The 26,886-nt window shown below is 57.1% G+C and carries 24 protein-coding genes; 11 read left to right on the forward strand and 13 right to left on the reverse strand.

All coding sequences use genetic code 11. The features are described from left to right. Positions 1-12 precede the first annotated feature (12 nt). The 12 genes from ILT42_RS14995 to dctP all read right to left on the reverse strand — a co-directional run bounded on the left by ILT42_RS14995 (position 13) and on the right by dctP (position 12,083). Positions 13-684, reverse strand: a complete 672-nt coding sequence (locus tag ILT42_RS14995; protein WP_204216428.1) for a cysteine hydrolase family protein — start codon at positions 682-684, stop codon at positions 13-15. 123 nt (positions 685-807) lie between these two features. Further along, on the reverse strand, positions 808-1,512 hold the full coding sequence (locus tag ILT42_RS15000; RefSeq protein WP_324617744.1) for a GntR family transcriptional regulator: 705 nt from the start codon (positions 1,510-1,512) through the stop codon (positions 808-810). A gap of 137 nt (positions 1,513-1,649) precedes the next feature. Next, positions 1,650-2,585, reverse strand: a complete 936-nt coding sequence (locus ILT42_RS15005) for an isocitrate lyase/PEP mutase family protein (protein ID WP_204216430.1) — start codon at positions 2,583-2,585, stop codon at positions 1,650-1,652. Beyond that, a complete protein-coding gene (locus tag ILT42_RS15010; RefSeq protein WP_204216431.1) occupies positions 2,585-3,490 on the reverse strand; it encodes an isocitrate lyase/PEP mutase family protein in 906 nt (301 codons plus the stop codon). The genes ILT42_RS15005 and ILT42_RS15010 overlap by 1 nt, the downstream gene beginning before the upstream one ends. 22 nt (positions 3,491-3,512) lie before the next feature. Beyond that, a complete protein-coding gene (locus ILT42_RS15015; RefSeq protein ID WP_204216432.1) occupies positions 3,513-4,682 on the reverse strand; it encodes a CaiB/BaiF CoA transferase family protein in 1,170 nt (389 codons plus the stop codon). Between the two features lie 404 nt (positions 4,683-5,086). Continuing rightward, positions 5,087-6,475, reverse strand: coding sequence for an FAD-binding oxidoreductase (locus tag ILT42_RS15020; protein ID WP_204216433.1), 1,389 nt, complete (start codon positions 6,473-6,475; stop codon positions 5,087-5,089). A 129-nt stretch (positions 6,476-6,604) separates the two neighbouring features. Continuing rightward, entirely contained in the window at positions 6,605-8,014 is a 1,410-nt protein-coding gene (locus tag ILT42_RS15025) for an acyclic terpene utilization AtuA family protein (protein ID WP_204216434.1), read from the reverse strand. After that, entirely contained in the window at positions 8,011-8,313 is a 303-nt protein-coding gene (locus ILT42_RS15030) for a DUF4387 domain-containing protein (RefSeq protein WP_204216435.1), read from the reverse strand. Before ILT42_RS15030 ends, ILT42_RS15025 begins: the two co-directional genes overlap by 4 nt. An 81-nt stretch (positions 8,314-8,394) precedes the next feature. Further along, positions 8,395-9,309, reverse strand: a complete 915-nt coding sequence (locus ILT42_RS15035; RefSeq protein ID WP_204216436.1) for an SMP-30/gluconolactonase/LRE family protein — start codon at positions 9,307-9,309, stop codon at positions 8,395-8,397. Continuing rightward, complete coding sequence (locus tag ILT42_RS15040; RefSeq protein ID WP_204216437.1) at positions 9,309-10,604, reverse strand: TRAP transporter large permease; 1,296 nt, start codon at positions 10,602-10,604, stop codon at positions 9,309-9,311. The genes ILT42_RS15035 and ILT42_RS15040 overlap by 1 nt, the downstream gene beginning before the upstream one ends. Then, positions 10,597-11,100 carry a TRAP transporter small permease gene (locus ILT42_RS15045; protein WP_204216438.1) on the reverse strand — a complete coding sequence of 168 codons (504 nt, stop codon included), beginning with the start codon at positions 11,098-11,100 and terminating at the stop codon, positions 10,597-10,599. The genes ILT42_RS15040 and ILT42_RS15045 overlap by 8 nt, the downstream gene beginning before the upstream one ends. An 8-nt stretch (positions 11,101-11,108) precedes the next feature. Further along, positions 11,109-12,083, reverse strand: a complete 975-nt coding sequence (dctP, locus tag ILT42_RS15050) for a TRAP transporter substrate-binding protein DctP (RefSeq protein ID WP_204216439.1) — start codon at positions 12,081-12,083, stop codon at positions 11,109-11,111. A 506-nt stretch (positions 12,084-12,589) separates the two neighbouring features. On the opposite strand from dctP, the gene ILT42_RS15055 reads away from it, so the two are divergent. From ILT42_RS15055 to ILT42_RS23290, 10 genes are all read left to right on the forward strand, one after another. Further along, positions 12,590-13,342 (forward strand): FadR/GntR family transcriptional regulator, encoded by a 753-nt coding sequence (locus ILT42_RS15055; protein ID WP_204216440.1) that lies wholly within the window; start codon positions 12,590-12,592, stop codon positions 13,340-13,342. Next, positions 13,339-14,637, forward strand: coding sequence for an ABC transporter substrate-binding protein (locus ILT42_RS15060; protein ID WP_204216441.1), 1,299 nt, complete (start codon positions 13,339-13,341; stop codon positions 14,635-14,637). Before ILT42_RS15055 ends, ILT42_RS15060 begins: the two co-directional genes overlap by 4 nt. Positions 14,638-14,696: 59 nt before the next feature. Continuing rightward, a complete protein-coding gene (locus tag ILT42_RS15065; RefSeq protein WP_204216442.1) occupies positions 14,697-15,566 on the forward strand; it encodes a carbohydrate ABC transporter permease in 870 nt (289 codons plus the stop codon). Further along, positions 15,563-16,408 (forward strand): carbohydrate ABC transporter permease, encoded by an 846-nt coding sequence (locus tag ILT42_RS15070; protein WP_204216443.1) that lies wholly within the window; start codon positions 15,563-15,565, stop codon positions 16,406-16,408. The genes ILT42_RS15065 and ILT42_RS15070 overlap by 4 nt, the downstream gene beginning before the upstream one ends. A 3-nt stretch (positions 16,409-16,411) precedes the next feature. Further along, positions 16,412-17,494: an ABC transporter ATP-binding protein gene (locus ILT42_RS15075; protein ID WP_204216444.1), complete on the forward strand. Its 1,083-nt coding sequence runs from the start codon at positions 16,412-16,414 to the stop codon at positions 17,492-17,494. Positions 17,495-17,524: 30 nt separating this feature from the next. After that, positions 17,525-18,928, forward strand: a complete 1,404-nt coding sequence (locus ILT42_RS15080) for an FAD-dependent oxidoreductase (protein WP_229428682.1) — start codon at positions 17,525-17,527, stop codon at positions 18,926-18,928. Beyond that, a complete protein-coding gene (locus ILT42_RS15085; RefSeq protein ID WP_204216445.1) occupies positions 18,915-21,116 on the forward strand; it encodes a GMC family oxidoreductase in 2,202 nt (733 codons plus the stop codon). The genes ILT42_RS15080 and ILT42_RS15085 overlap by 14 nt, the downstream gene beginning before the upstream one ends. Continuing rightward, entirely contained in the window at positions 21,113-22,558 is a 1,446-nt protein-coding gene (locus ILT42_RS15090; RefSeq protein WP_204216446.1) for an aldehyde dehydrogenase family protein, read from the forward strand. The genes ILT42_RS15085 and ILT42_RS15090 overlap by 4 nt, the downstream gene beginning before the upstream one ends. Before the next feature lie 974 nt (positions 22,559-23,532). After that, on the forward strand, positions 23,533-24,993 hold the full coding sequence (locus ILT42_RS15095; protein WP_204216447.1) for a DNA modification methylase: 1,461 nt from the start codon (positions 23,533-23,535) through the stop codon (positions 24,991-24,993). Then, positions 24,993-25,397, forward strand: coding sequence for a DUF5681 domain-containing protein (locus ILT42_RS23290; protein ID WP_407664581.1), 405 nt, complete (start codon positions 24,993-24,995; stop codon positions 25,395-25,397). The genes ILT42_RS15095 and ILT42_RS23290 overlap by 1 nt, the downstream gene beginning before the upstream one ends. Before the next feature lie 52 nt (positions 25,398-25,449). Here the strand turns inward: ILT42_RS23290 and ILT42_RS15100 are convergent, their stop codons facing one another. Continuing rightward, positions 25,450-26,394: a restriction endonuclease gene (locus ILT42_RS15100; protein WP_204216448.1), complete on the reverse strand. Its 945-nt coding sequence runs from the start codon at positions 26,392-26,394 to the stop codon at positions 25,450-25,452. Between the two features lie 145 nt (positions 26,395-26,539). On the opposite strand from ILT42_RS15100, the gene ILT42_RS15105 reads away from it, so the two are divergent. Then, complete coding sequence (locus ILT42_RS15105; RefSeq protein WP_204216449.1) at positions 26,540-26,785, forward strand: helix-turn-helix domain-containing protein; 246 nt, start codon at positions 26,540-26,542, stop codon at positions 26,783-26,785. The last annotated feature ends 101 nt before the right edge of the window (positions 26,786-26,886 follow it).

The raw sequence follows: 26,886 nt of genomic DNA on the forward strand, positions 1-26,886 counted from the left end.
TGATGACCGACACTATTCAGCTGCTTGCGCAGGCGAAGACCGTTGCCAGATCCCAAGCAACTCGTCCGAACTCATCATGGGATAGCGGGCTTCGAATAGACGCATGGAGCCCTCGTGGAGCACCTTATTGGGACTCGTGATGAGGTCATGAACGACTACGGTGTAATAGTCGTGATAGGAGCCGCCACGAATCGTGGACTCGACGCATCCCTCAGTCGTCGTCCCCAGGATAGCGAGGGACGCTATGCCATTGGCCCGCAACAATTGGTCGAGATTGGTGTGCACGAACGCGTCGGGACGATATTTCTCAACGACGATATCGCGTTGGCGGGGTGCGAGACCATCCACGAACTCCGCCCCCCAGGTGTCTTTGAGAGTATAATCAGGGCTTTTTCCATCGCGGCATTTGAAGCGTAACCATGCTGGGCTGTCGCTCTTTCCACCTGGAAGCGTCTGCTGGCGGATGAAGACGACGCGAATGCCGAGATCCTGAACACGGGTAACGAAGCTTACGAGAGCTGGCATCGCGGCCTGTGTCGCGCTGAGATCCTTCTTGTAGCGGGCAAAATGGCCCTCAGGATGACAGAAGTCGTTCTGGACATCGACGACTACAAGCGCCGTGGTCGCCGGGTTGACCAGTTCCTCGGGTGTATCGCGAACTGAAACGCCATTGATAATCTTCATGAGCCCCTCGTCTGTCAGGTCGGGGCTCCAAAGCGAAGCTTGAAACGACTGAGTCCGGACCTTGTACGGACAACCGTATGACTAAATCAGTCTTATCGTCAATTAGCTTTGTGTCGCGGGCGCTTATTTTGGAGACGGGCGATTGAGGCGCAGCTTATACGTGAAGCGTTCCTTGGGGTGGTGATTCAGGGTCACTTCGATAGGCTGGCTCTGAGAACAATAATAGCGACGAATGATCTGCAATCCGGCAGTCTCGGGCTTCACCGCCATCAGATCGCCTATCGCCACCGAAAAGTTGATGGCAGAAATCTCCTGCTCAACCGTCTGCAGCTCCTCGCCGTGGCGGTCGATGATCATCTCATAGTATGTTCGAGCTGGACTCGGGCCGTACGCAATCTCAGCATAACGTTCGTCGATGTAGATCTCGGAATATGCTATCGGACGGTTCTCGAGTCCTATGACGGAGCGTACGCCTCGTAAGCGGATCCAGCGGTCACCCACCGCACATCCGAGGAGTTCCGTATCGGATTCGCCTGCAACGAAGGCACTGCGGTCAATCAGCCGAAGCGCTGTTTCATGGCCATAATGCATTAATCCCGATATGGAGTTGAGGGACATGAGATATTGGCTCTGTGTCTCCAGGGCCATCACGCGGGTGCCTATGCCGTGAGCCTTGTTGACCACTCCTAGCTCACTCAGCTGCCTCAAAGCCTCACGGATGGTAGCGCGACTGACATTGAAGTTCTCACAGAGGACACTTTCGGGGGGAAGGAGATCGCCAACGGCATAAACGCCCGAGGTAATGTCCCGCATGAGAGCGTCAGCCACACGAGCATAGCGAGGTTGCTTTGACGTTCCTATAATATTGGACAACTCAGATTCCTCCTGAAGGTATCGGAGCGAAGTCTTATTTTAACCCTTATAACAAATCAAACCTTCCTAAGAAATGAATGCTCGTAAGACTTTCAGCGATTAGAAGTTGCCGCAGGCGTCGCGAAGCGTGACTCCGTCCCGGTCCACGACGCATAATCGAAGAGCGACCAAAGTTCCTTATGATCCAACATCTTATCCTTGAAGGCCAGGGTCGTGCCATCCTGCCGCAGGGTTTCAAGCATTTTGGCTCCGGCATGCGCGATCGTGCGTGTCAGTGCATTTGGATATATGGCAATCCGATACCCGAATTCCTCCAGGATTGACGCCGGAGTGATGGGTGTCCGTCCGCCTTCGACCATGTTGGCCAAAACGGGTCGGCGGAGAGCCGCGGAAACCTGTTTGAGCTCCTCCTCATTCTCCGGAGACTCCACGAACAGGACATCGGCGCCGGCTTCGGCATATTGCTCCGCTCTATCGATGGCCGCCGCAAGGCCGTATTCGCTTCGAGCATCCGTCCGGGCGATGATGAGAACGTCCTCATCCACCCTGGCATCGACGGCTGCTTTGATCCGGCCAACCATTTCGTCAGCCGTGGCCAATTGCCGTCCCGCTTCATGGCCGCATTTCTTCGGCCAGGTCTGGTCTTCGATCTGAATTGCGCTGACGCCGGCCCGCTCAAGCTCCCGAACGGTACGAATGACGTTCAAAGGTCCGCCATACCCCGTATCGGCATCGGCGATGACAGGAATGGCAGTCGAGTCTGCGATCCGCTTGACGCGATCGAGAATTTCTCCAAACGACATGAGGCCCACATCGGGAGCGCCGAGCGCCGAAATGGAAACGCCCGAGCCTGTCACATACAATGCGGGAAAGCCGGCCTTCTCGACCAAGCGCGCTGTCAGGCAATCAAAGGCACCCGGCGCCACGACGATCTTGCCACTTTCGACGGACTGGCGCAGGACTTTATTGCGCCCAGACGCTATGCGCAGGCCAAGTGGATACAGGTCTTGGTGGGCTTGGTCCATCATCATTCGGCTCCTGATCCGTATTTGCGCTCTAGCTGGCCGCTGGGGAGGTAGCGCTGCTCCAGTGTCAAGACATCGTCCATGCCGATGAACTTCTGAAACTCCTCGAAGTCGGCGATCTGATCGTCATAGCCGACGATGCTGCCCGCTTGCCGAACCCGGGTGAGGATGCTGCGCATGGCGTGGACGCTCGCGAGCAGAGCCGTCAGTGACAGGCTGACCCGTGCCACACCCGCTGCCTGCAGAAGATCGAATGTCACGTTCCTTGACGTCCGCCCGCCTTCGACAAGCGATACCCCAAGGGGTCCATTCAGCTTCCCGCGAATAGCCCGGATCTGCTCCATGGTTTCAATCGCATCCACGTACACCATCGTGGCGCCAGCAGCGAGATACTGATTGCCGCGCGTGATGACACCCTCGACACCTTCAACTGCAAGAGCATCGGTTCGAGCGTTGATGACAAAGTCCGGATCATGAAGGGCCTCGCGGGCAGCTCGAATCTTGAGGCTCATCTCCTCGGCAGAAACGAGCTCCTTCCCGGCTAGGTGGCCACACCGTTTAGGCGCGACCTGATCCTCCAAATTGAAGCCTGCAGCGCCGCAACGCTCGAACGCCCGTGCGGCATAGTGAACGTTCACTGCGTTGCCGAAGCCGGTATCGGCATCAGCCATGACGGGTATGCCCACGGCTTCGACCATGCGGCCCGTTCGCTCGACCATCTCGCCCAATCCAATCAGACTATAGTCCGGCAGGCCGATGGTCGTCACACTGATCCCCAGTCCCGTGCATTGGATCGCATCGTAGCCGGTGCTTTCCACAATCTTGGCACTGAGGGGATCAAAAGCGCCTGGCATGACCAGGAGCTGGTCTGCCAGTATGAGGCTCTTCAGCCGCGTCGTGTGTTTCATCGACTGCCCCTTGTCAAATCCGTCATGTCGCCGTTTCTGGAGCGAGATTGGAAATCTCATCCTCGCTAAGACCGACGCTTTTCAAAACTTCGCGTGTATGAGCACCTGGATGCGGGAGCGATGTTGCAGGCTCCGGAGCCCAGGTCTCCATCCTCAGAGGCATCGTGGGAATCGAAACCGAGGCTCCCGTGGGCAAGATGGTGGAAACCAACTGCTTTGACTGAACCAGATGAGGATCCTGAAAGAGGTCCTCGGGCCGCCCCACAGGACCGAATGGGATGCGTGCGCGATCGCAGGCGGCCACGAGTTCTTCCTGCGTCATTTGCATAAACATTGCAGCGATTTCCGCATCAAGCTCTGCCCGATGCTCTCGTCTGGCTGCGTTGGTCGAAAACTCAGATCGCTGGGCGAGGTCGCCACGCCCGAACTCGGAGCAGAAACGCTCCCAGGTCTCGTCGGTCGTGATACCCACAAAGACATTGCCGCCATCTTTGGTCGCGTAAATTCGGTAGATGGCCCAAGCGCTGTCCCGAACCGACATCGGCATGACGGGCGACCCTTGCAGGGCAGATTGCACCATATGCTGTCCCATCAGGAAAACGGCGCTTTCATAAAGGGCTCCTTGGACCAATTGACCTTTCCCAGTGCGGTCACGCTCACGGAGCGCTGCCAGCACGGCAAAAGATCCGGCAAGGCCACCCATCACGTCGATGATCGAAGCACCAGCGCGCAGAGGCTGGCCTGGGGGACCTGTCATGTAGGCAAGCCCAGACATAACCTGTACGACCTCATCCAACGCCAACCGGCTCTCATAGGGGCCGGCAAGAAACCCCTTCAACGCGCAATAAATCACGTGAGGGTGGTGCTTCTTGACCGTCTCGTATCCAAGACCAAGCCGATCCATCGTGCCAGGCGCAAAATTCTCGATCAATGCATCGCTCGTGCCGATGATCTTCAGGGCGGCATCACGGCCTGCCTCAGTCTTCAGATCAAGCAGAACGCTCTTCTTGTGCCTGTTATAGAACGCGAAATAGCCTGCACCGGATCCTCCTAAGTAGCGTGTCCGATCACCCTTCGGCGGTGTCTCGATCCGGATTACGTCAGCCCCAAGCTCAGCGAACAGCATCCCTGCAGCAGGGCCCATGACCGTATGCGTGAATTCGACAATCCTGAGATCAGCAAAGGGGCCCATGAACCCAACCTTATCCTCATCAACACTATTCGATCCGAGTTTTAAAGAGATACGGACATCCTGACAAGAAAATTCTGTTACTGCGACCTTTGGGTGTGAGAAGCCGTCCGATGGGTCCTCACCTCAACCGCTGCACAACGGGCCTGCGCCACAATTGGTCTTGTCGCAGATGTAAAACGTTTCAAAAAGCAATTGCGGCAAAGGCCCTGCCATCCGAAACTCTGTCCACGGTCTTGCTGAAAGATGAATCGCCATTGGCCCGCTGGGATGAATCGTGGGTGAGGCTCGGCATTAAGGCTTGGCGGCAACCATCGCCGCGTCGCTGTCAGGCATCCGCAACATCGAGCCACAAGAAACGCTATCGGTCGGTATCGTAAAGCTGCTCCCGACACTGTCACTGGTCTCTAGCGCAGTAAGACTTTTCCTGGATTGAGAAGTCCTTGTGGATCGAGGACGTGTTTGAGCCTGGACAGAAGTGCCATCTCGGATGGGGAGGAGTATCGTGCAAGCTCACGAACACGGTATTGACCGATTCCGTGCTCGGCAGTGATGCTCCCACCGAACGACGCAACGGTGTCGTGAACGATCCGCGTAATGGCTTCGGAACTAAGACCTTCGTCAACCAAGACATTGTAGTGGATGTTGCCATCTCCGAGATGACCAAAGGCATTCACGCGTGCTTCTGGAAACCCGGCGGCCAGGGCCTGCCCCGTCGCGCGCAGGAAATCTGGGATAGCGGAAAGCGGCACGGATATATCGTGCTTGAGGCTTTTACCCTCCCGTGCCTCGCACTCAGTTACATGCTCACGCAAAGCCCAGAGTTCGGATGCCTGTCCAGCCGACTCTGCGATAACACCGTCTAAGACGATCTCCCGCTCGAAGGCGATGCCCAACATGGCTTCAGCCCCGTCCTTGAGGCCGCTCAAGCTTGACGCTGCCTCCATGAGCACAAACCATTCTCCTGCGGCGACTGGCACCTTCAACCCACTATGCTTCGACACGAGGTTCAGGGACGCTGCGGAGACGAGCTCAAAAGCAGAAATCTGATCGCCGAGTTCCTCCTGAGCCAGCGCCAGAAGTTCGAGCGACGATTTGGGGTCAGCGACCGAAAGAAGGGCCACCACCGAGTGCTTTGGCCTCGGAAGGAGCCGCAAGACCGCGGCGGTCACGATCCCAAGGGTACCCTCACTGCCGACGAAAATCTGCCTCCAATCGTAACCGGCATTGTTCTTGCGCAGGTGACGAAGACCATTGACGATAGTCCCGTCCGGCAGGACAATTTCGAGCCCGAGAACCAAATTGCGGGTCATGCCATACCGTAGGACATTCACGCCGCCCGCGTTGGCAGCCACGATTCCGCCGATAGTTGCAGATCCCTCGGATGCCAAGCTGACCGGCAGCAAGCGCCCTTCGACGGCGGCGGCATTCTGCGCATTGGTGAGAACGCACCCAGCCTCCACCTCCATGGTTAGGCCGATCGCGTCGACGCTACGGATCGCCGCCATGCGTGCCAGAGACAGGACGATCTGTGTGCCAGATGCGTCTGGCACCGCCCCCCCGGCCAAGCTGGTGTTGCCACCTTGAGGCACGATCGGGACCGCATTCTCCCGACAGATCTGAACAACTTCTGCAACCTGCTTCGTCGAGGCAGGTCGCACGACGCAAGCAGCCCTACCTGGAAAGAGCTTTCGCCAGTCAACCGTATAGGGCTCCAGATCGCCCGGGCCCGTGAGAATTCCTTTCGGTCCCAGAAACTGGGTCAAACGGTCGATAAAGCCCTCGGCTATACCCATAGGAAAGTTCACTCCACGCCCAACCGTCCGAGAATCCATGCTCTGATCAAACCCTGAGCATAGGGTCTTTCCGTACCCTCACCGCCGATGTCAAAGGCAGGCTTTCACCGGATCCGGTTTGCCGCTGCTTCAGGACGAGATGTTCACGTGTTCCATCCTCAGCGGAAAAAGCCCATCCTCGTCCAAAAAGTCCATCACGTGGTAGACCGTGAACTTATAGGCGGACCCAGATGTCAACTCGGGTGGTGTAAAAGGAAAAGCTATATTGCCTCCCGTCGAAAGCCGACCATTAAATCCGTGATGGAGGAGGTACTGCTTGGTGACGGTGATAACCGCTTTCGCGTCGTCCAAATTTGGCGCGATACACTCGACGAGGAAAAACACTTCTGGCGGGATTGCATTCCTGCCAGCCGATCCCTCGAAGAGGGTCACGGCACCTTTCCCATAGACGTGAAAGATCAGCTCGTAGGGACCAGCTTCCGCTCCGACGATCGATGCAACATTCTTCTTCACGCCAGCTATGATCTCGTCAGCATTCTCGATCACGCGCGGATCGCATGAGCCGGCGCAGAGAACGGTTCGCTCCCCGCACCATTCAGCGCCTTCCATCTTGACGGACTTGGTTTGGGCTTCCGTCCAGATAGCGCCTCGGACGCGGGTGCGCCTCTCGTCCACAGCCTCAAAGATGGCGTCGTCGAGACGCAGCACCCCTTCCGGTTCATAGACTGTGAAAGGGTCGGACTGCTCGTACAAACTATGGGCTGCCACAGACAAGGGCGTTGCGGCGCGGTCGGGGTTCATGCTCTCAAGGAGGAAGCTGTTCTCTTCGAGAATGCCCAGCATCGCATCGCGGCCGCCAGGCACACAACAGATCGAAGTGCACTCGATGATCTTTGCCATGTGCATCGCAGCGGCTTTATCGTAGCCAAGCCAAAATGGAATAGCGGCGAAAACGGCAGTGTCGCAGGCGCGACCTGTAATAATCACATCCGGCTCGGTTTCCAAGGCCCGGATGATGGCATCAACGCCTAACTGACCGACGAGATGGGTGCAGTTGTCAACGCTCTGATCGGACAGAGCATCGATTCGGCCGAGTGGGCGGACGGTTCCGGCCTTGACCGCGCGCTTGACGACATCACGAGGAAGGTCGGACTCGATGATGGCGAGTTTGAAGCTGAGGTTCTCTTCGCGAGCGATTTCCCGGATGATTTCAAGGGTCCGCTCAAGATGCGGGTGTGCTCCGGCCGTTCCGGCCGTTCCAATGATCAACGGCACGCCAATCTTTAGGCTGCCTGTCAGAACCATCTTCAGGTCGCGTTTGGTGATACGCTCAGAAGTCGCGAGCTTGCCGGAGCCCAGATAGTAAGGTCCCGGATCGACAGAACCCATATCGCAGCCGATGAAATGCGGGTCGCGCTCGAGACCAGCCAGAAAGGCGGCTTCCGGGATGCCGTAACCGAGCTGGCCCGAGGCGGCAAGGACGCGAATGGGAGTGCCGGGGCCGAGACCGCGTTGGCGCAGGCGGTGGACAGCAGTCATAGCTCAAGCTCCAGAAGCGGCCCATGCTGCTGAGCCCCATAAACGTCCCGATCCCCCGGAGTTCCGGCGATCACAGGTCGGTCAATGACGATTTTGATAGCGTTAGCTGGTTTGAACGGGATCACCGCAACATCACCGCTGTCACAATTATACAGCGTGGAGAGTCTCTCCACCGTGAGTGCAGGTGACTGGCAGGCGCGCCCAAACCCGGCTTCATCCAGAAACATCAAGTCAATGGTGAGCTGCAGTGGGCCAGCGTTCTTGCTACGGATGACTTTTGCTATGTCGACAAGTCGCATTTCGGTTCCTAAGAGAGCATCGCTGGGATTCGAGGAAGATTCAGTTATCCACTGGCTGTTATCCAGCGCGCCAAGCCATGCTCAGCTAAGACCGAACATCTCTAGGCCCGGCGTATCCAATTCGGCCTGCAGAACGAGCCCTGTGTCGGCCTCCGTCGCATAAAGCCAGCGCCTGTCAGGTCCGCCGAATGCACAATTTGTGACGACCTTACCGGTCTTTGATGCGATCCGTAAAATAGGCTCCCCCTGTGGCGAGAATAGCCAAACTGACCCTAGACCAGGGTGGGACACCGCGAGGTTGCCGTCGACGTCCATGGCCATGCCATCCGGTCCAAATCCGCCGGACAATTGTAGAAACGCCCCGACCTTTGACGTCCCGCCGTCAAGGAGAAGAGGTGCACGCCATACTTGATTTGCACGTGTTACTGAAACGAGGACGCTATCCTCATCTGGGCTCAGAAGAACGCCATTGGGACTGGGTATTCCATCAAGGACGCACTCGAGGCGGCCGGAGCGGTCGAGCCTGTAGAGGCGTCCCGAGGGATCCTGCAGCCCGGACTGTCCCTGATCGGTAAAGTAGAGGTCGCCATTGGAGGCGAAGAACAAATCGTTGACCCCTCGAAAGCGTTCGAGCTTCGGACGGTCGCAAATCGTCTCAAGCGTTCCGTCGGTTACGTCGAGCGCCAGGATACCATTCTTGTGATCCGCGATGAAGGCGCGGCCATCGCGATGGAACTTCAGACCATTTGGCTCGCCGTCGTATTCGACAACCAGTTCCACGGATGCGTCCGGAGCAATCTTGAAAATGCGACCATAGGGAATGTCCGTCACATAGAGATTTCCATCACGGTCGAACGATGGACCTTCGAGAAAACTGTCGGACGGTGCATTACGCTTTTGCACCTTGAGCCATGGCGCACTCCCATCGACCCGCCGAAATCGGTCCGGCAACGATGCGAACACCTCAAAGTGAATGATTGGAGGCGCTTGAAACATCACATTCCTCCAGGCAGCCACAAGACGATGGCCGGAAACGCGACCAGAAGCCCAAGCAGAAGGTAGAGAAGCAAATAGAAGGGCACACAGCCGCGGATGACATTGCCGAGTGGCGTCCCGGAAATCCCTTGCACGACGAACAGATTCAGGCCGAGGGGCGGCGTGATCTGTCCAATTTCGATCAGCACCACCAATGCGACCCCGAACCAGAGCGGGTCGACTCCATAACTTAACAGGACAGGATGTAGGATCGGCACGGTGATTACCATCATGCCTATGCTGTCCATGATGCAGCCAAGTATCGTGTATAGAACAATCACGACCAGCAGCAGACCGAGATAGCTCAACTGCCAAGAGCGAACGAGTTCCACCAATTCGTCGGCGAGCCCCGCCATTCCAATGGCATAGGACAGGAGGTATGCGGCATAAACAATGAACAGGATCGAGCCGCTGAGACGCACGGTCTTGGCAAGCGCCGTTCTCAATGTGGCAAAGCTCAGATTGCCCCAGATCAAGCAGATGATGGCCGCGAGACAAGCGCCGAATGCAGCCGCTTCAGTGGGCGTTGCAAGGCCCGAGTAAAGGCTTCCCATCACCAGAGAGATAAGGGCTACGAACGGCAGCAGGTCGTTGGCGGTCTCACGCCATTGAAACGGCTCATCCGCCATCGCGTCTCGCGGCGCGATCGACGGCTGAAGAGAAGCACGAACCCCTACATAGAGCATGAAGAGCAGTACGAGCAGCAGGCCCGGAAGAACGCCGGCCATGAAGAGCTTGGAAATCGACGTCTCGGTAAACGTTCCGTACACGATCATTGCGATGCTGGGCGGGATCAAGATGCCGAGAGTGCCTCCAGCCGCCAATGTGCCGCTTGAAATTGCTGAATCGTAGTTGCGTGCTTTCAGCTGCGGCAATGCGACCGAACCAATGGCTGCAGCCGTCGCAACGGATGACCCGCTGATTGCTGCAAAAATGGCGCAGCCAGCGATATTGGTCTGTAACAGGCCTCCTGGCAGGCGCACCACCAGCCGAGATAGTCCCCGATAGATGCGGTCGCTCAGCCCGGTGACCAAAAGCAGCTCGGCCATTAGGATGAAGAGCGGAATGGACGTGAGTGTGAAGTTGTACATGCTTCCCCAGCTCACGAGCCCAAGCGCGTTGAGCCCGGTCCATCCACTTTCCAACAGGATGTAAACAAGCGCTGCGACCGTAATCGCTACGGGAATCCAGAGGCCGGCTATCATCAGAACGAGAAAGACCAGCGAGACGATCAGGATAACGGTGACTTCAGTCATTTCGGGTCCAGCTCTGAGCCTGATGAGCGAGCCGGAGGGCGAGAATGAGTACAAGGCTGAGCATGCCCAACATCATCAAACCCTGCGGAAGGTATAGAGGTGTCGCCAACGTTGTTGGCGCGACGGCCCCGCGCTCATATGAAGATACGGCCATTCTACCGATTTGCCACGTCAGGATGGCCACGCATACAAGGGCCATCGCATCGAAAAGCATCGTTGCAACTTGCCTGCCACGGTTGGGAAGGGCGTCAAAAAGAAACGATACCCGAAACAGCGCATTGTCGCCCAGAGCGACGCCCATGCCGAAGAATGCGATCGACAATAGGAGGTATGTGGCGATCTCGTCTGAGATCAGCAAAGAGAAGCCGAGCAAACTCCGGCAGACTGCTTCGGTGACGATGAGCAGCGCCATAGCCACGGTCAGCAGCTCACATATGCCCCGCTCAAACGATAGGACGCGCCCGAGCAGGGTTTCCGTTGTCGAACTGTAGTGCATCGTATTCTCTAACGTCCCAATGCGCTGCGGACCTTAGCCAAGGCCTCAGTCGCCTCCGTGCCCTGCTGAGTCGCCCATTCGTTCCAGTAAGGTGACACGAGCTTGGTGACCTCGTCGATTTCAGCTTGCGTAGGCTCCGTGATGGTCATCCCCTTGGACTTAAGGTTCGCTGTGACCTCACTCTCTTCCTTGAACAATTGCTCGGTCGTGGACGGCGCGATGTTCTTGACGGCTTGTCGGATCTTCGCTTGCACTTCGGGGCTCAGTTTCTCGAAGGCCGCCTTATTGACCAGATAGACTCCATCAAAATAACTGACGGGAAGCCGATAATTTGATTTCAGCATTTCTCCCCAAATCTTTCCGCCGCCGGCACTAGCTGTGAAAACGCCGTCGATGGCGCCGTGCTGAAGACCAGAAGGAACCTCGGGGGCACCCATGGTAACGGGAACGCCGCCCATGATCTGGACGAATCTGGCCTGCTCTGGGGACGAAACGCGAAGCTTCTGTCCTTTGAACTCGGAGGCCGTTGCCAGGGGCTTCGTCGAGAACGGAACTTGATGCGGAAAGAGAAAATAGCCTAGAACGATGACGCCCTTCGATTCAAAGCCCTTGCGGATGTACGGCTCCATGATCGCTGCGGCCCGATCGTAATCCTCGCGGCTCCGCAGCAGCATGGGCAGTCGCAGAATTCCGGCGATCGGCACGTTGCCAAGAAAAAGACCGTCATCAGCAAATAAGACCGTGCCATCGCCAACGGCCTGCGTAATGTCAGTCGACTGGATCGGAAGCGCGCCGGCTAGCCGCAGGCGGAACTTGATGTCGCCGTTCGTCGCTGTCTGGACCCCGTCGAGCACCCGCCGCAGGCCTTGAACGTTGGCAAGGGTCTCTGAGGGGCCGAATGTATAGGCTGTCCAGGTTTCCGCTCTCGCCGGAACAGTGAAGACCAGCGCGGAAGTTATGGCGGCTAAGGCGATTCTCTTCATTTGTACCTCACTCAATGATTGAATGTTTCAAGGTGACGTCTGAGCCTCGGTTTCATCCGACGCTCGGAAGAGGACCCAGCATTCAGCTCAAGCCATGGGACCTAGCGTGAAACGACACTCATCCAATCTCGTAAGGTTGTCCGTATATCCTAATAAGTCAATCGTTAATTTGGCTACATCCGGCGATGGACCGGTTGCTCGAGTCGAAGGAAACCAGGCCGAGGAAAACCGATGTCCTTCTCGCGAATACTGCCGCTGCTGATCAAATGGCGGATTGGAGCATCAGAGTACCGGACGGGGACGCTGCCTTGAGCACCGCCTCTTCAACCTGCATCCCCAAAAACCCCTTAGCCGAGAGGCCCCAGCCACCCTAGGATCGGGGCACCACAGCCAGAAGTTTTTGGATAAATTCCCTCCGCAACCAGTCACACTAGTTATACCGGCCAGCTGGTAAGGCCAATTGACTGTCTGTCCAATTCTGTTAAGAGTTGGGTCAGGAGCAGAGAATGCAGAAGAAAAATATCGAGTTGCAGATCGTTCGGCCTCGGCGGCTCTATGAACAAGTAGCTGATCATGTGCGCGAACGTGTTCTCGATGGAACTTTCCCGCCGGGCTCGGCTCTACCGCCCGAACGGGAGTTGGCCGAGATCATAGGTGTAAGTCGGCCTTCAATTCGAGAAGCACTGATCGCGCTGGAAGTCATGGGGTTGGTGGAAAGCCGGCCGGGCGGTGGCAATTTCGTGCGCAGCGATGCCAATAACCTACGAATTATCCCACTTGCCAAAGGTTGGGATCTTGGTCCGGGGCCAATCGAGCAATTTGAAGCGCGCCGAACGATCGAGTTAGCGTGCGCAAAGCTGGCTGCCGACCGAGCGTCGGGCGAAGATATTCAAAACCTTGAGCAATGCCTTGCTCGCATGAAAGATCTCGTGGCGCAGAATGTCTCTCCGGCGGCCGAGCATAAATACTTCCACACGGCGCTCGCCAACATTTCGCGAAATCAGATATTCGCATCCACAGTGTCGGAACTCTGGCGAGTACGTGACGGGAAGCTTTGGGATACCCTGCGCCAAAAGGTTGAAAACATCGAGAGCTGGCAGGCTGGGATAGAGTTTCGCGCAAGTCTTATCGATGCCATCCGCAACCGGGATCCAATGACTGCAGCTGTGATCATGGGAGATCACTTTGATCGAATGGGTGAACTCTATTTCGGGCTAGCGCCGGAGTCTGGCAATACATCAAGGGAGGAAACAAGATGAAGAAGTTCTTGATCATCGGCGGTGGCCTGCTCGCAGCGTCGCTAATGGCCGGCGGCGCTGCATTTGCAAAGACGACTTTAACGATGTGGACGTTTCTCGACGTCAATGCGAAGGGCGGACGCAATTTGGCGTTGAAGCAGATGATTTCCGATTTCGAAACGGCCAACCCCGACATTAAGATTAAGGTTGAACCCCAAGTATGGTCGACGCTGGCCGAAAAATTCGTGCTTGGGTCGAATGCTGGAAATGCGCCGGACATAGGTTGGGTGAACTCGGAAAATCTCGGGTTCATCATGAATTCCGACGCCGCGTCCAACCTGAAGCCACTGGTTCTCGACGGCTGGTCGGAGCATCAGAAGCAAGATTTCCTGCTGAATAGCAGCTTCACTGCCGTGACCGACGGAGGCTCAGTCCGCGCGGTGCCGTTGTTACCCTCGACTTGGGTTCTCATGTATCGCAAGGACCTTTTTGATGCGGCAGGGCTGACAGCTGCGGACGTTGCCACCTGGGGTGGCGTCACCAAGGCAGCAAAGACCCTGACTAAAGACACAAACAATGACGGCCAAACAGACGTGTGGGGTATAGGTCTTGGTCTGAGCCAGGAACGCTTCTCAGTGACGCCGGCATTCCTGGCAACTGTCGATGGTAATGGCGGCATCTTCGACGATAGCTGCAAAGCGAAATTCAACAATGAAGCAGGCCGCTCCGCTGTCACCATGCAGGTTGACTGGATCGAAAAAGACAAGGTCACGCCGCGCGAAGCTTTAGCCATGTCATCCGATGACGCAATCGACCAGTTCGCGGCAGGTCGTTATGCAATGATGATCATCGCTAATTCGCGATACGAACAGCTTCAGCGCACTGCGGCCGGTTGGGATGGCGCCAAGCTGGCCATTGCCCCCGTGCCGGGGGTGAAAGCCGGAAAGCCAGGCCCTGCTTTGCTAGTGGGGTGGTGGGCGGTCCAGTGGTCCAAGTCGCCAAACCAGAAGGCAGCCGCTAAATTCATCAACTACATGTCGGGCCCTCAAGGCGCGTCACTCTGGAATATACCAGGTGAGCAGATACCTACCTATAGATCTGTTGCCGAGCGCCCTGAAATGTCGGACCCAATAAGGCAGGGCATTCGCGCTACATCTGAGATCCTCGCAAGCAGCGGAGTGCTTATGCCTGGCAAGTGCAACTGGGGTCGCACTCAGGCAGATTTCAATCTCGCCACACAGCAGGTCGTCCTTGGTCAGGCGAAGATTGAAGACGCCCTCCGCGAAGCCGAGCAGGCCACCAACGATCGTCAGTAGCTCAGGCTTAGAACGAAGCCGACCAGCGTCGCCTCCGCCCCGCACAATCACGGTTGATCATGTTCAGTTCAGAAAAATTTACACCCTACCGGTTGGTTGGGCTAGCGGTGCTCGTCGAACTCGGCTTCGTCATTATCCCTCTAGTTATTGGGTTCTGGTACAGCGTCAACCGCGTTCAGTTCTTCCAGATCCGCGGCTTTACAGGCTTGGAAAACTATTGGCGCGTCTTGAACTCGCCAAGCGTAGCCAACGCCCTGACCGTCACTATCGCATTCTCCGTCATCTCGCTTTTTCTGACGTTCGTCATTGGCTTCGGACTGGCAATGTGGTTGGAGCGCTCTAACAGGCTGAATGGCGTTATGCAGGCTGTCGTCCTGATTCCGTATATGATCGCCATGCTTGTCGGCTCGATGCTCCTCAAATGGGTGTTTTCGAAAGAGTCTGGTCTGTCAGATCTGGCTCTCGCTCCTATGGGGATGGGCGACGTAAGCATTCTTGCCAACCCTGACTCCGCAATGGCGGCACTTGTCTACAACGCGGTCTGGCGCGACAGCGCCTTTGCCATGATTATGCTGCTCGCAGGACTGAAGAGCATTCCAGCACATCTTCAAATGGCGGCCCGCGTGGACGGGGCGTCCGCTTGGTACCGCTTTCGGCGGATCACTCTGCCATTGTTGCAGGTTCCGATCTTCATCACAGTGGTCCGGCTCTTCATCCATCTCGTGAATACTCTGACCTACCCGCTGATCCTCACCGGTGGTGGGCCGGGTACATCAACTGAAACCGTCGTTCTGAAAATGTACCGCCTCGGCTTCAACGACAACGTTCTCGGACAAGCCAATGCGCTGGCAATCATGGTATTCATCGTCAATATTGCGCTGGTGGCACTGCTCCTGCGCCTTTTCAAGAAGGCAGGCAAAATCCAATGAACCGCAACCCCTACATGCGCCTTGCGCTGCGGCGGGCAGCACTACGGACCGTCGTTAACACAGTTATCGTACTATTCGCGCTAGCTCCGATCGCCTGGGGTGTCGTGTCCTCGCTCAAGCCGGCCAATCAAATCCTTGAAGTGCCGCCTCGCTTCATTCCACAGGACGTTACGCTGGAGCACTATGAGCGCGTGATTGGTGACAAGGGGCTGCTTTTTCTGGGGAATAGCGCGCTCGTATCCGCCATCACCATCGTCTTCGCTCTGACTATTGGCTCTATCGCCGCCTACGCCATTGCACGCTACGAATTCAGTGGGCGACGGATCCTAATGATATTCACTATCGGGGTGATGAGCATTCCCATTGCGTCACTGCTCATTCCCACCTTTACGCTGCTCAGTGTTGTCGGACTCATCAACACGCATGTGGGTTTGATCCTACTCTACACCGCGTACCAGCTGCCAATCGTTATCTGGATGCTCTATGGCTACTTTCTCTCGCTGCCGATCGAGGTCGAGCAGGCAGCCCGCATAGATGGCCACACGGCGCTTGGGACACTACGACGTGTGGTTCTACCGCTCTCCAAGCCCGCTCTCGTCGCCGCCGCTCTGTTCGTGCTGGTATTCTCATGGAATGATTTTGTTGTAGCCGTCACCATGACTTCTTCGGAGAGCGTGCGCACATTCCCTGTCGCGGTTTATTTCTATCTTGGCTTCTACGGGCGCGAATGGGGTCCTCTCCTCGCATCTGCGGTTATCTCCATTATCCCGATCACCGCCATCTTCATCATCCTGCAGCGTTACTTCATCTCCGGTCTGACCGGTGGTGGGGTGAAGGGTTAATCAATGGCCACAGTCACCTTTCGCAATGTGTCAAAGCGCTACGGCGCCATCACAGCCCTCGACAGCCTCGACTTGGAGATCGGTGACGGGGAGTTCGTCTCCCTTCTGGGACCTTCTGGTTCTGGGAAGTCGACCACTCTCAACTTGCTGGCAGGTCTGATTTCCGCGGATTCTGGCACCATCCATATTGGCGAGCGAGAGATCACCCACCTTCCGCCTGAACAGCGCGACCTAGCGATGGTGTTCCAGAATTACGCGCTGTATCCCCATATGACCGTCGCGGAGAACATCGCATTTCCGCTGGAGGCAAGAAAACCGCGCCCGGGCAAGGACGCTATCGCGCGCAACGTATCACTTGTCGCCGAAACACTGGGTATCGGCAATCTGTTAGCGCGGTATCCGAAGGAAATCTCTGGAGGTCAACAGCAGCGCGTCGCCCTTGGTCGCGCCATGGTGCGGGACCCGCGCGTGTTCCTGCTCGACGAACCCTTGTCGAACCTAGATGCGCGACTACGCGTACGGATGCGCCGCGACCTAAAGGAACTGCACCGCCAGATTGGCTCGACCATCGTTTATGTGACGCACGACCAGTCTGAGGCGATGACCTTGTCGGATCGCGTGGCTGTCTTCGCGCACGGTCAGTTGCAGCAAGTGGCGCCTCCGCGTGAAATCTATGAGAACCCCGTTAACACCTTCGTTGCGAACTTCGTTGGCGATCGCGAAACCAACTTCCTCGATGGTATCTTGGAGGGCGAGAAAGATATGCTCTTTCGCAGCGGGTCTGCGGTGATCAAACTTGGCACTCAGCGACTTAAGAATGCCAGTCAGAAGGTAACGCTAGGAGTGCGTCCAGAGGCTGTCACCATTTCGCGAAATGCGGACGATGGAATGTGCGCAGAAGTTATAATGACCGAACTCGCTGGCGCAGAGCTGTTCGTCTACCTGCGCCTCATTAGCGGTCAAGAGATAGGCATGCGCTGCGATCCGAGAGAAGTCTCACTTGTTACTGGCGAGACCGTCTCTATACGATTCGATCCCCACCAAATCCACCTTTTCGATCAAGAGAGCGGTCAAAATATCGCCTGACCTCTTCCCAGCATTCTGCAGGAGTTACAAATGGCACAGACCTTGATGCAAGAGAACTACGATGTTGTCGTCACCGGTGGTGGATGCGCCGGTATTTCGGCGGCAATTAGCGCCGCTAAGGCTGGTATGAAGACCCTGCTCGTTGAAGCCGGTTCGATGCTGGGTGGAGAACTCATAACGGGCCTCTGCGTCGATGGCGCTCTCAACGCACGCGGGGAATGGATAGTCGGCGGTGTTCTCAAGGAGATCCTCGATGAGCATGAACGCCTGGGTGGGTATATCGGTCCGGTGAAGGATTGGCGTTTGATTTGGTACGTCTGCGTCGATCCTGAGATCATGAAGCTTGCTGTCGCCAACGTTGTGCGCCGCGCCGGTGTTCACGTTTGGATGTACTCGTTCGCGGAAGACGTAGTCCGCCGTGGAAACGAAATCACCGGTGTTGTAGTCATTAACAAGCGAGGCCGAGTGCTGGTCGAGGCGCCGGTATACATTGATGCTTCCGGCGATGGCGACATCGCTCTGCGAGCTGGCGCGCAGATGATGATTTCCAACGAGCAAGGAGAATTTCAGCCAATCACCATGCTGTTTCGGATCGGCGGCGTTGAGACGAGTGACCTCTTAAAGTTCTGTGTCGATCACCCTGAGAATCTCGCGGTTGGCGAGTCTGAATGGATGGGTGCAGGGTTAACGCCTCAGCAATGCGCTCAGAATCTTTACGATCAGGGACAGCCAGCGGTCTTCTTCAAAGCCAATGGGCCATTGATTACCGGCGGAATCGAGCGCGGCGAGCTGCAACAGACTGCCCTAATCGGCATTATCCCCGTGTCCACAGAGCGCAAGGAGGTTTCGGTCAATACGACCCGCATCGCTAATGTTGACGCAACGGATGCTGTCGCGCTTTCCCGGGCCTTCAGCGAACTGACCGATCAGGCGTGGCGCAGCATCGCCTTTATGAAGAAAAACATTCCTGGCTTTGAGAACTCATACTTTGCGGGCCTCTCGCACCGTATCGGTATTCGCGAAACGCGCCGCGTTGTCGGTGACTACGTGCTGACAGGCGACGATGTTCTGAATGCCCGCAAGCGCGATGATGGCATCGGCAAGGGCTCCCATCACATTGATATTCACCAAGATGGTACTAAACAAGTTCGGATCCCGGTGGCGGATGGCGGTTCCTATGATATGCCCTACGATATGCTCGTGGCGGCGGGCATCCGCAATCTGTACGTCGCGGGTCGCTGCATGTCGGCCGATCGCGAGGGGCACGGGTCGGCCCGCGTGATGGGTCCTTGTATGGCGCAAGGTCAGGCCGCAGGTCTGGGCGCGGCACTCAATCTCCGCGGCAATCAGCCCGGCGACCTAAGATCTGTCGATATCGGTCAGCTTCGGTACGAATTGAAGAGGCAAGGGGCCATTGTGGATGGAACTCACTGACAGGTCTAATCGCGCCGGACAGCGTGGTCGGCTTGTCCTGAGCGGGGCCGAAGCCGCCCGACTGGAAGCGATATTTGACCGCATGTTTCCCGATAATGGTGACGGCTATTCCGTTCGCAGAATGGGGGTAATCGACTATGTCGATGGAGCGCTTGCCGGGGCAGAATCGGAAAACATTACTGCATACCGGCGGGTACTTGACTGGCTTGCAATCACTGCTCGGACACGATGGAGTAAGGATGCTACAGAACTTTCGGATGGTCAGCTCGATGAGTTAGTGAGCGAATTGGAGCGGGGTGACTCCGCTCCAGCCGGCTCCTTCGAACTTCTGCGGCGCGACCTGCTCCGCGGTCTCTTTTCTGATCCCATCTATGGTGGCAACCGTCACCTGTCTGGATGGAAATTCCTCGGGCACCGAGGTCTTGGACAGGACGATGCCTGTCCGAAAGGGTTATGCGATTGGCCCGGCCGGAACTCGAACCCTCGGCCCGAGGCGTTCGATAGCGACGCCGGCAGGCGTCCACCTGCAAAAAACGTTGATATCGTGATTGTCGGCGGCGGCGCAGTGGGCAGCATCGTCGCTGGGCGGCTGGCGCAGCGTGGCCTCAAAGTGGTGGTGCTTGAAGCAGGGCCTTGGCGCGCCGTCGAAACATACCGCCCCGATGAGCTCGGCCAAGCATTCTATGGCCGGGCTGCTCTTGGCCCCAAGTTTAATACGGAGGTTCCGCGCTGGGTGCGGAGCATCTCCCAGACGCAAGATGTCCCCTTGACATTTTCGCTGGGTAGAATGGCTAATGGTGTCGGCGGCTCATCAGTCCTCTACGGTGCAAGGTTCCGGCGGTTTCATCCACATCATTTCCAACACTTTTCGTCACTTGCGCGCCGGGGGCTCTCGGACGCGCTTCCCGACGCCTCAAGTTTGGTCGATTGGCCGATACGTTATGATGACTTGGAGCCTTACTATACCGAACTGGAATGGATGATTGGCGTCGCCGGCGAGCCCAGCCCGTTCACACCTCGCTCCCGGCCTCTGCCCTTCAAGCCTTTGCGTCAGTTCAGAGTTGGTGACGAGTTTCGTTCTGCAGCGACTCGGCTAGGCTATCAGCCGTACACTATTCCTGTGGGCCGCGTGGGCGAGGCCCGCGATGGCGTCGTCCCAACCTACGACCCTTGGGATGAAGGCATTGGGGCGTACACCAAGGAACGCTGGACCCCAATCGATACCTTGCTCCCAAAGGCACTTGAGACGGGAAATCTAGACCTAAGAACAATGTGTCGAGTCTTGCGGATCGTCACAGACAAATCGGGGCGAGCCAGTGGCGTTACCTACCTCGACCCAGACGGACGTGAACAGCAACAAGACGCACGTGTGACTCTGGTCGCAGCCTACACGTTCGAAACCATTCGGTTGCTGGCGCTCTCTGGCAACGCGGCCCGACCCGATGGCCTGGGCAACAGTCAAGGTCAACTCGGTCTGAGCTACTTGTCAAAGATGTTTCCCCAAGTAGCTGGGCAGTTCAGTGACAGGGTCTTCAACCGGCACACAGGTCCCGGGGGACAGGCGGTCATTGTGGAGGATTTGATGGCTGAGGGAGCCATCGATTGGCCAGGCACATTTGGGGGAGGAACGCTCAGCACGGAGAATCAGTTGCTCCCACTCCAGATTGCCAATGATCCGGTCCTGATCGATGCTCCCCGTTGGGGCGCGGGCTACAAGCAACATTTGCGTAATTGGAACCAACGCGCTTCTATCAAGATTCAGGCGGACGCTTTCCCGCTCCTCACCAATCGGCTCTTGCTCGATCCCCGGTGGCGTGATCGCAGTGGCGTGGGCGATCCTGTAGTCCGAGTTATTTGGGATCTCTGCGAGGCAGACCTGAAACTTTATCAATACATGCAGGAGCGTGCAGAGGAGTTGCTGCTAGAGATGGGAGCAGAGCACGTCGGCCGTGGCCCCATCGAGACAGGCGTTGGATGCTGCCATGATCTAGGAGGCGCCCGCGCTGGCGATGATCCTTCACGGAGCGTAGTAAACTCGGACTGGCAGGTACATGATACACCGGGACTCTATGTCTACTCGGGTGCAACTTTCCCGACCTGTCCAGGGATCAATCCCACTCTCACTATATGGGCATGGGCATTGCGAAATGCCGACAGGCTCGCAAAGTCACTTGGAGCTTCTTCATGATGACCGAATATTGTCGCAGCCGCATCGGTAGCGAATGGCTTGAGCAGGGTCATGTTAGGGACATCCGCAACCCCGCCGACATAGACGAAACGATTGCAACTGTCGTATTGGCAGAACCATCTGAGGCTGATCGGGCTGTTCGGAACGCCAGATCTGGGTTTGATCTCTGGCGACGGATGCCGCTGATGGAGCGCTCCCACATTCTACTCCTGGCGGCGCGAAACATAGGTGAGCGATCGCAACTGATTGCCCGCGCCATCTCCCGCGAGCAAGGCAAAATCCTAACCGAAGCAGTGGGGGAAGTTCAGCGCGCGGTAGACATATTCTCATATTTTGCTGGGGAAGTGCTGCGTATGCACGGAGAACACTACCCCTCGACGCGCGCTAGCACGGAGATTGAGGTAGTGCGTGAGCCGGTTGGCGTCGTGCTTGCCATTACACCATGGAACTTCCCGGTAGCTATTCCGGCGACAAAGATTGCTGCGGCGTTAGCCTATGGTAACTCTGTTGTTCTAAAGCCGAGCGAGGTAACACCAGTCTCGACAAGCATGCTCGTCGAGGCAGTCGTTGATGCTGGAGTGCCGGAATCCGTTTTAACGTTACTGATCGGCGATGGACAGCTTGGGCGCGCACTTGCGCAGCATCCAGGAATAGACGCCATATCATTCACCGGCTCTGTGCAAACGGGACGCAACATTCGCCGTATCGCAGCAGATACCAGCGCCGAACTGCAGCTAGAGTTGGGAGGCAAGAATGCCTTGATCGTTCTAGATGACGCTGATCCTGCGATTGCGGCACAGATAGCGGCTGATGGCGCTTTTCTTGGAACAGGGCAACGCTGTACTGCTTCCAGCATAGCACTAGTGACCCCAGGAATCCGAGACTTATTCCTCAAGCACCTACGTGATGAAGTGTGTCGCTTCACTACCGGCGATCCATTCGACGCAGAGGCTCGCATCGGCCCAGTTGTCAGCGCCTCACATCGAGAGAAGGTTCAGGCATACTTGGAACGGGGTCGGGCAGCAGGCTACGCGGTGACGACCGGCCCAGCGCCCCGTTCTTCGCGCCCTGGATACTTCGTGGTTCCACATCTATTCGAGAACGTCGATCCAGACGACTCGCTAGCGACAGATGAGATTTTTGGTCCCGTGCTCGCCGCCGTAGACGTGAATGATCTTGATACAGCACTCAAGATTGCAAATCGGTCGCTTTTTGGGTTGTCGGCCGGTATTTGTACGCATTCGCTTGCTGCTGTTCAGAAATTCAAGCGGGAGGTTGAGGCCGGCATCGTAACAGTGAACCTCCCAACCGCAGGATCGGAACCCCATGTGCCGTTTGGGGGGATCAAACAATCGAGCCACGGACCACGGGAGATATCCGCCCATGCCGCTTCGTTTTTTACGCGAACAAGAACCGTCTACATTTCGTGCGTACCGGCCTGAATGGACGCGGCCCTGCCGTTGCTTGCATTACATACACGCTTCTATTTGCACGAATGACGCACAGCAAAGCGCCCTAATCGGTGTGCTATTGATCAGAGCACGCTAGGGGCTGCGGATGTAGGATCGGCAACTTTATCCGCGGCAAGCGCTTTCTTGAGATGAACAGCGATCTTTAGGGACATAGGATGCAGAAGTCGTCGCTGGTCAAACTCAAGTTGGCTCCAAGCGTAGCAGATAGAACTTTTCTGCCAGCCTCTCTGCCGCTTCGCAGGACGCCATGAGCAAGGTCCGAGAAACGTAGGCATGACTGAAGGCTGTCCTCAACCCGTTTGAGGCTGCTGTACTGTATGCCAATCTCGGACATTTCGACGTCCTGACCGAGGACGCTTCAACCTCCTGGGAGAACCTATTCGCTAGCATAATACATGAACTCGGTGGACCAGTTCATGGCGTATCGCTCTCTCGAAGAGGTTCTGGCAGGCTCGACACCCGCCTCGATACGCCGCCCTTCTCACACCGTCATCACCCACTTTACACCACAGCTCGAGGTCTGTTGGCAGAGTATCGACGGCAGGGATATACCCTTATTTAGTGTTTTCAGTTGGCATCGCGCAAAGAAGCCTATGGTTCTACAGAGTTTAAACTGGCTAGCGGGATGCGACAGACACAGTGATATACTGCGTCCCCCTTCCTATACCCTAAAGAGGAATTGCGTCGGCCCACAAACTGACTATCATCTGGAGCCTCATCGGTTTTTCGGTGCGCGATAGTGTCCGTACCGAAAAGCTGCGCAATGCGCCGCTTGGTAGCTCTCAATATGGGCTGATGTTTGTCGATGAGCTTTGGCGATGCAAGGCGTCGCAGGTAGCCCTAGAGGCATCCTGATTGCGAGATCGGTACGAGACCCTCGTCCGCAACATTTATCATTCCCGCACTGCGGCCGTCTCAACCTGTCAACTTAGGAGCCTCTCACCATGAGCGTCCCCCGTCGCGGCCGGCCTGCCGGCGATCGCGAGCCCGCGCTTTCGCTTGAGCGAAGCGCTCATCCCGTCACTTCGCCACCCTACCGGGTTAATGCCGGACCCATACCTCTCTCCCTCGAGTGGGTCGATCCGGACGGTATCACGCGTTCGTCTCGGCCCATTCGCCGGTCCGACCGCAAGACTATCAAGACCTACGCCCGCCTCATTCACGAATTCGGCTTCGTCGTGCCGATCCTGATCGACGAACATCGTGACGTCCTGCTTGGAGACGAGCTCCTTCAGGCGGCGATCCAGTTAGAGCTCGCGCAGGTTCCGGTGGTGCTCATCTCACACCTGTCGAGCGAGCAGAAGCGCGTCCTCACCATCGCCTACCAGCGTCTCCCCGAACGCGGGTTCTGGGACAAGGAGGTGCTGTTCGAGGAGCTGACGGCGCTCACGGATCTGGGCTTCGATCTTGAACTTACCGGCTTCGAGATCCCGGAGTTCGACGCCCTCAAGGCAGAAGCAAGGGTACGTGCACAGGATCCAGGCCGCGAGGACGAGATCCCCGAGGCTGAGGCCACTGCCGTTGCCGAGCCCGGCGACGTCTGGCTCATCGGCGAGCACCGTCTCGTGTGTGGCGATGCGCGCGATCCAGCGACCATCGCGGCCGTGATGAAGGCGGACCGCGCCGCCATGACGGTCACCGACCCACCCTACAATGTCCCCATCGACGGGCATGTGAGCGGACTTGGGGCCGTCAGGCACCGCGAGTTTGCTATGGCGTCAGGTGAGATGTCTAAAGACCAATTTATCGGCTTCCTAACCGACGTTATTAGCCAGATCATGGCGGTCGGCTCGGATGGCTCTTTGGCTTATGTTTTCATGGACTGGCGCCATCTCGAAGAGCTTTTGGGAGCGGCCTCAAGCTTAGGGCTGGAGCTCATCAACCTGTGCGTCTGGAACAAGAGCAATGGCGGCATGGGCTCGCTCTACCGCTCCAAGCACGAACTCGTCGTGGTCATCAAGGTCCGCGAGGGAAAGCATCGTAACAATGTCGAGCTCGGCAAGCATCGGCGCAATCGAACAAACGTCTGGGATTATGCCGGCGTCAACACCTTTCGAGCAGGCCGGGAGGACGAGCTCGCTTCCCATCCGACTTGCAAGCCCGTGGCCATGATTGCGGATGCAATTCGCGACGTGACTCGCACCGGCGACATCGTCTTCGACCCATTTTGCGGCTCCGGTACGATTTTGATAGCAGCTGAGACCGTGGGTCGCAAAGCCAGGGCAGTGGAAATCGATCCGATCTATGTCGATGTCGCGATCCGGCGCTGGGAATCTTTTACCGGTAAGCACGCCCGTCTTGCCGCGGATGGCAGGAGCTTTGAAGAGGTGTCCGAGGATCGTCTTCAGGACTCGAAGCTCGGTTCAGCCGACGGGCCGAGGGCTCCACAAGAGGGAGGTGCGTGATGTTACACAAGCAAGATCCTCAGTCCAAAGGTGGCGACTATAAGGTTGGATACAAGAAGCCGCCCAAGCGCACTCAGTACCCACCCGGTCGGTCCGGCAATCCCAAGGGACGACCACGCAAGGATCGACTTACGAAAATCTCGACCGACGAACTTATCCTCACGGAGTTGGGCGGACGCTGTCGAGAGAGTATCGATCCCAAGAAGTTCACGAACTTGGAGCTTATAATCATCCGGTTGGTGCGCGACGCAGTATCTGGCAAAAGGCACGCACAAAACCTCATTATTGGGCTATTGCAGAGGACATCAAATTCTGTTGCCGGATCTGAGGTCGATTACAGTAGGGATGTGCTAGCCAAGCTTAAAGCGATGGTGGCCTTCAACACAGAGCGCGAGGAGATATAGAAAAGCTCTCGCATTCGTCTTGCTCATTGTCAGGCGAGACGATTGGCTACTATCAGGCTGCTTTGTCCAAAAGCCAGCTGAACAGCCCCGCTTCGATCGCCCGCTCGGCAATCGCCTCCCGGTTCCAGAGATGGACATCGGGGCGATCGGGCGATCGAAGCGTGCCGCGTGGGCTGTGGCAGATGAAGAACATGCGCTGGCATACACTCTGGTCAAAGCGGGCGAGATAGTCGTCGAGAACAGCCTGCCCCGCCGACGATTTAATCTGCACGAACGCCCGCTCCTGGGTCGCAACCTGCTCGACAATCAAATCGACGTCTTTCTGGGTGCCGCCCAGCTCGGACACACGCTGCCAGCCCGACCGGGCCAGGATCAGGTCGATCAGGCGCTCAAAGTCCGCCCAATGCAGCCCCGCGATGGCCTCGCCCGCCACCGCCTGCAGCTCGTCGATAGCCTTGCGGCCACGCAGAACCATGGGATCCTCCTCGCCCTTGAGCTTCATCAGCAGGTAGTTTGGATCCTCAATCCCACACAGGGTCTGGCGATAGGCTGCCACCTTGGTCAGCCGGGTGCTCAAGCCATCAATACGTAGGGGGCGACCTTGGAGGTCCGTGTTGCGCCAGGGCCCAAGCGTCTGACGCATGCGGAACCCGGCCCCGGTCTCACCGCCAAGCCAGGTCACGCCCGGGCGGGCTTGAGCCCACCAGAGGTGATCCCTGGCAAAGGTGATCCAGACCGCACTCTCGTCCAGGGTGTAGAAGTCGACGATCTCACGGGCAAAGTCCCGGGCCTTGGCGGGCTGGCGGCCAGTGGTCATGAGATAGGCCGCAATCGCCTCACGGTCGCCCGAGAGCGCGATCTCGTGGGGCACCTCACGGTGACCAAGGTGGATCTCGCCGCGCTCGAAGCAGGGCTCGGCCCAAGCGTTCTGGCGCCCAAGCTTGATGTAGCGCAATGGCGGGGCAGGGGAGAGGGTGGAGAGGGCGATCGGGTCCATGGCCGTATTCGGTTGGTTGAGGGGACACACCACCGGTCGCTCTGTGTCGCCCCACAGTCCAGCTATATCTGAATAATGGATATCTATTTTTTGTATATAACCCCCATGCCCATAGGCAAGAGCCGGTTCTTCGTCCCGGCCCGTCATGCCCTCGCATCACCGCTCCCGCCGTCATCAGCGTTTGGCCGAGCTCTTGGCCGCGTACCGGGCCAAGGCCAACCTGTATCAGGCTGATGTGGCCAAAAAGCTGGAGCGGCATCAGCCATTCATGACCAGCATCGAGAACGGCCAGCGCCGCATCGATGTGATCGAGTTGCTCGATCTGGCCGAGGTGATCGGCTTTGACCCGCACGAATTGCTCGACGAGCTCATGCGCACGCCCAAGGACTAGTCTGGACGGCCCGGCCTGATCAAAACAGGACAAGACCGGCCCCTGCAACGCACGGATCGTGCTCGCATTCCACTCGACTTCTTTGGCCCGGCACGCATTGC

Origin of the sequence: Microvirga pudoricolor, from assembly GCF_016892705.1 — a bacterium.
In the GTDB taxonomy this organism is placed as follows: Bacteria; Pseudomonadota; Alphaproteobacteria; order Rhizobiales; family Beijerinckiaceae; genus Microvirga; species Microvirga pudoricolor.

Coding starts and splice junctions, on each gene's coding strand:
- ILT42_RS15020 (WP_204216433.1), bottom strand. CDS start 6,475: ATGGGTATAGCCGAGGGCTTTATCGACCGTTTGACCCAGTTTCTGGGA.
- ILT42_RS15060 (WP_204216441.1), top strand. CDS start 13,339: ATGAAGAAGTTCTTGATCATCGGCGGTGGCCTGCTCGCAGCGTCGCTA.
- ILT42_RS15005 (WP_204216430.1), bottom strand. CDS start 2,585: ATGATGGACCAAGCCCACCAAGACCTGTATCCACTTGGCCTGCGCATA.
- ILT42_RS15100 (WP_204216448.1), bottom strand. CDS start 26,394: ATGGACCCGATCGCCCTCTCCACCCTCTCCCCTGCCCCGCCATTGCGC.
- ILT42_RS14995 (WP_204216428.1), bottom strand. CDS start 684: ATGAAGATTATCAATGGCGTTTCAGTTCGCGATACACCCGAGGAACTG.
- ILT42_RS15040 (WP_204216437.1), bottom strand. CDS start 10,604: ATGACTGAAGTCACCGTTATCCTGATCGTCTCGCTGGTCTTTCTCGTT.
- ILT42_RS15090 (WP_204216446.1), top strand. CDS start 21,113: ATGATGACCGAATATTGTCGCAGCCGCATCGGTAGCGAATGGCTTGAG.
- ILT42_RS15095 (WP_204216447.1), top strand. CDS start 23,533: ATGAGCGTCCCCCGTCGCGGCCGGCCTGCCGGCGATCGCGAGCCCGCG.
- ILT42_RS15015 (WP_204216432.1), bottom strand. CDS start 4,682: ATGGGCCCCTTTGCTGATCTCAGGATTGTCGAATTCACGCATACGGTC.
- ILT42_RS15030 (WP_204216435.1), bottom strand. CDS start 8,313: ATGCGACTTGTCGACATAGCAAAAGTCATCCGTAGCAAGAACGCTGGC.
- ILT42_RS23290 (WP_407664581.1), top strand. CDS start 24,993: ATGTTACACAAGCAAGATCCTCAGTCCAAAGGTGGCGACTATAAGGTT.
- ILT42_RS15085 (WP_204216445.1), top strand. CDS start 18,915: ATGGAACTCACTGACAGGTCTAATCGCGCCGGACAGCGTGGTCGGCTT.
- ILT42_RS15055 (WP_204216440.1), top strand. CDS start 12,590: ATGCAGAAGAAAAATATCGAGTTGCAGATCGTTCGGCCTCGGCGGCTC.
- ILT42_RS15075 (WP_204216444.1), top strand. CDS start 16,412: ATGGCCACAGTCACCTTTCGCAATGTGTCAAAGCGCTACGGCGCCATC.
- ILT42_RS15010 (WP_204216431.1), bottom strand. CDS start 3,490: ATGAAACACACGACGCGGCTGAAGAGCCTCATACTGGCAGACCAGCTC.
- ILT42_RS15080 (WP_229428682.1), top strand. CDS start 17,525: ATGGCACAGACCTTGATGCAAGAGAACTACGATGTTGTCGTCACCGGT.
- ILT42_RS15105 (WP_204216449.1), top strand. CDS start 26,540: ATGCCCTCGCATCACCGCTCCCGCCGTCATCAGCGTTTGGCCGAGCTC.
- ILT42_RS15035 (WP_204216436.1), bottom strand. CDS start 9,309: ATGTTTCAAGCGCCTCCAATCATTCACTTTGAGGTGTTCGCATCGTTG.
- dctP (WP_204216439.1), bottom strand. CDS start 12,083: ATGAAGAGAATCGCCTTAGCCGCCATAACTTCCGCGCTGGTCTTCACT.
- ILT42_RS15065 (WP_204216442.1), top strand. CDS start 14,697: ATGTTCAGTTCAGAAAAATTTACACCCTACCGGTTGGTTGGGCTAGCG.
- ILT42_RS15070 (WP_204216443.1), top strand. CDS start 15,563: ATGAACCGCAACCCCTACATGCGCCTTGCGCTGCGGCGGGCAGCACTA.
- ILT42_RS15045 (WP_204216438.1), bottom strand. CDS start 11,100: ATGCACTACAGTTCGACAACGGAAACCCTGCTCGGGCGCGTCCTATCG.
- ILT42_RS15025 (WP_204216434.1), bottom strand. CDS start 8,014: ATGACTGCTGTCCACCGCCTGCGCCAACGCGGTCTCGGCCCCGGCACT.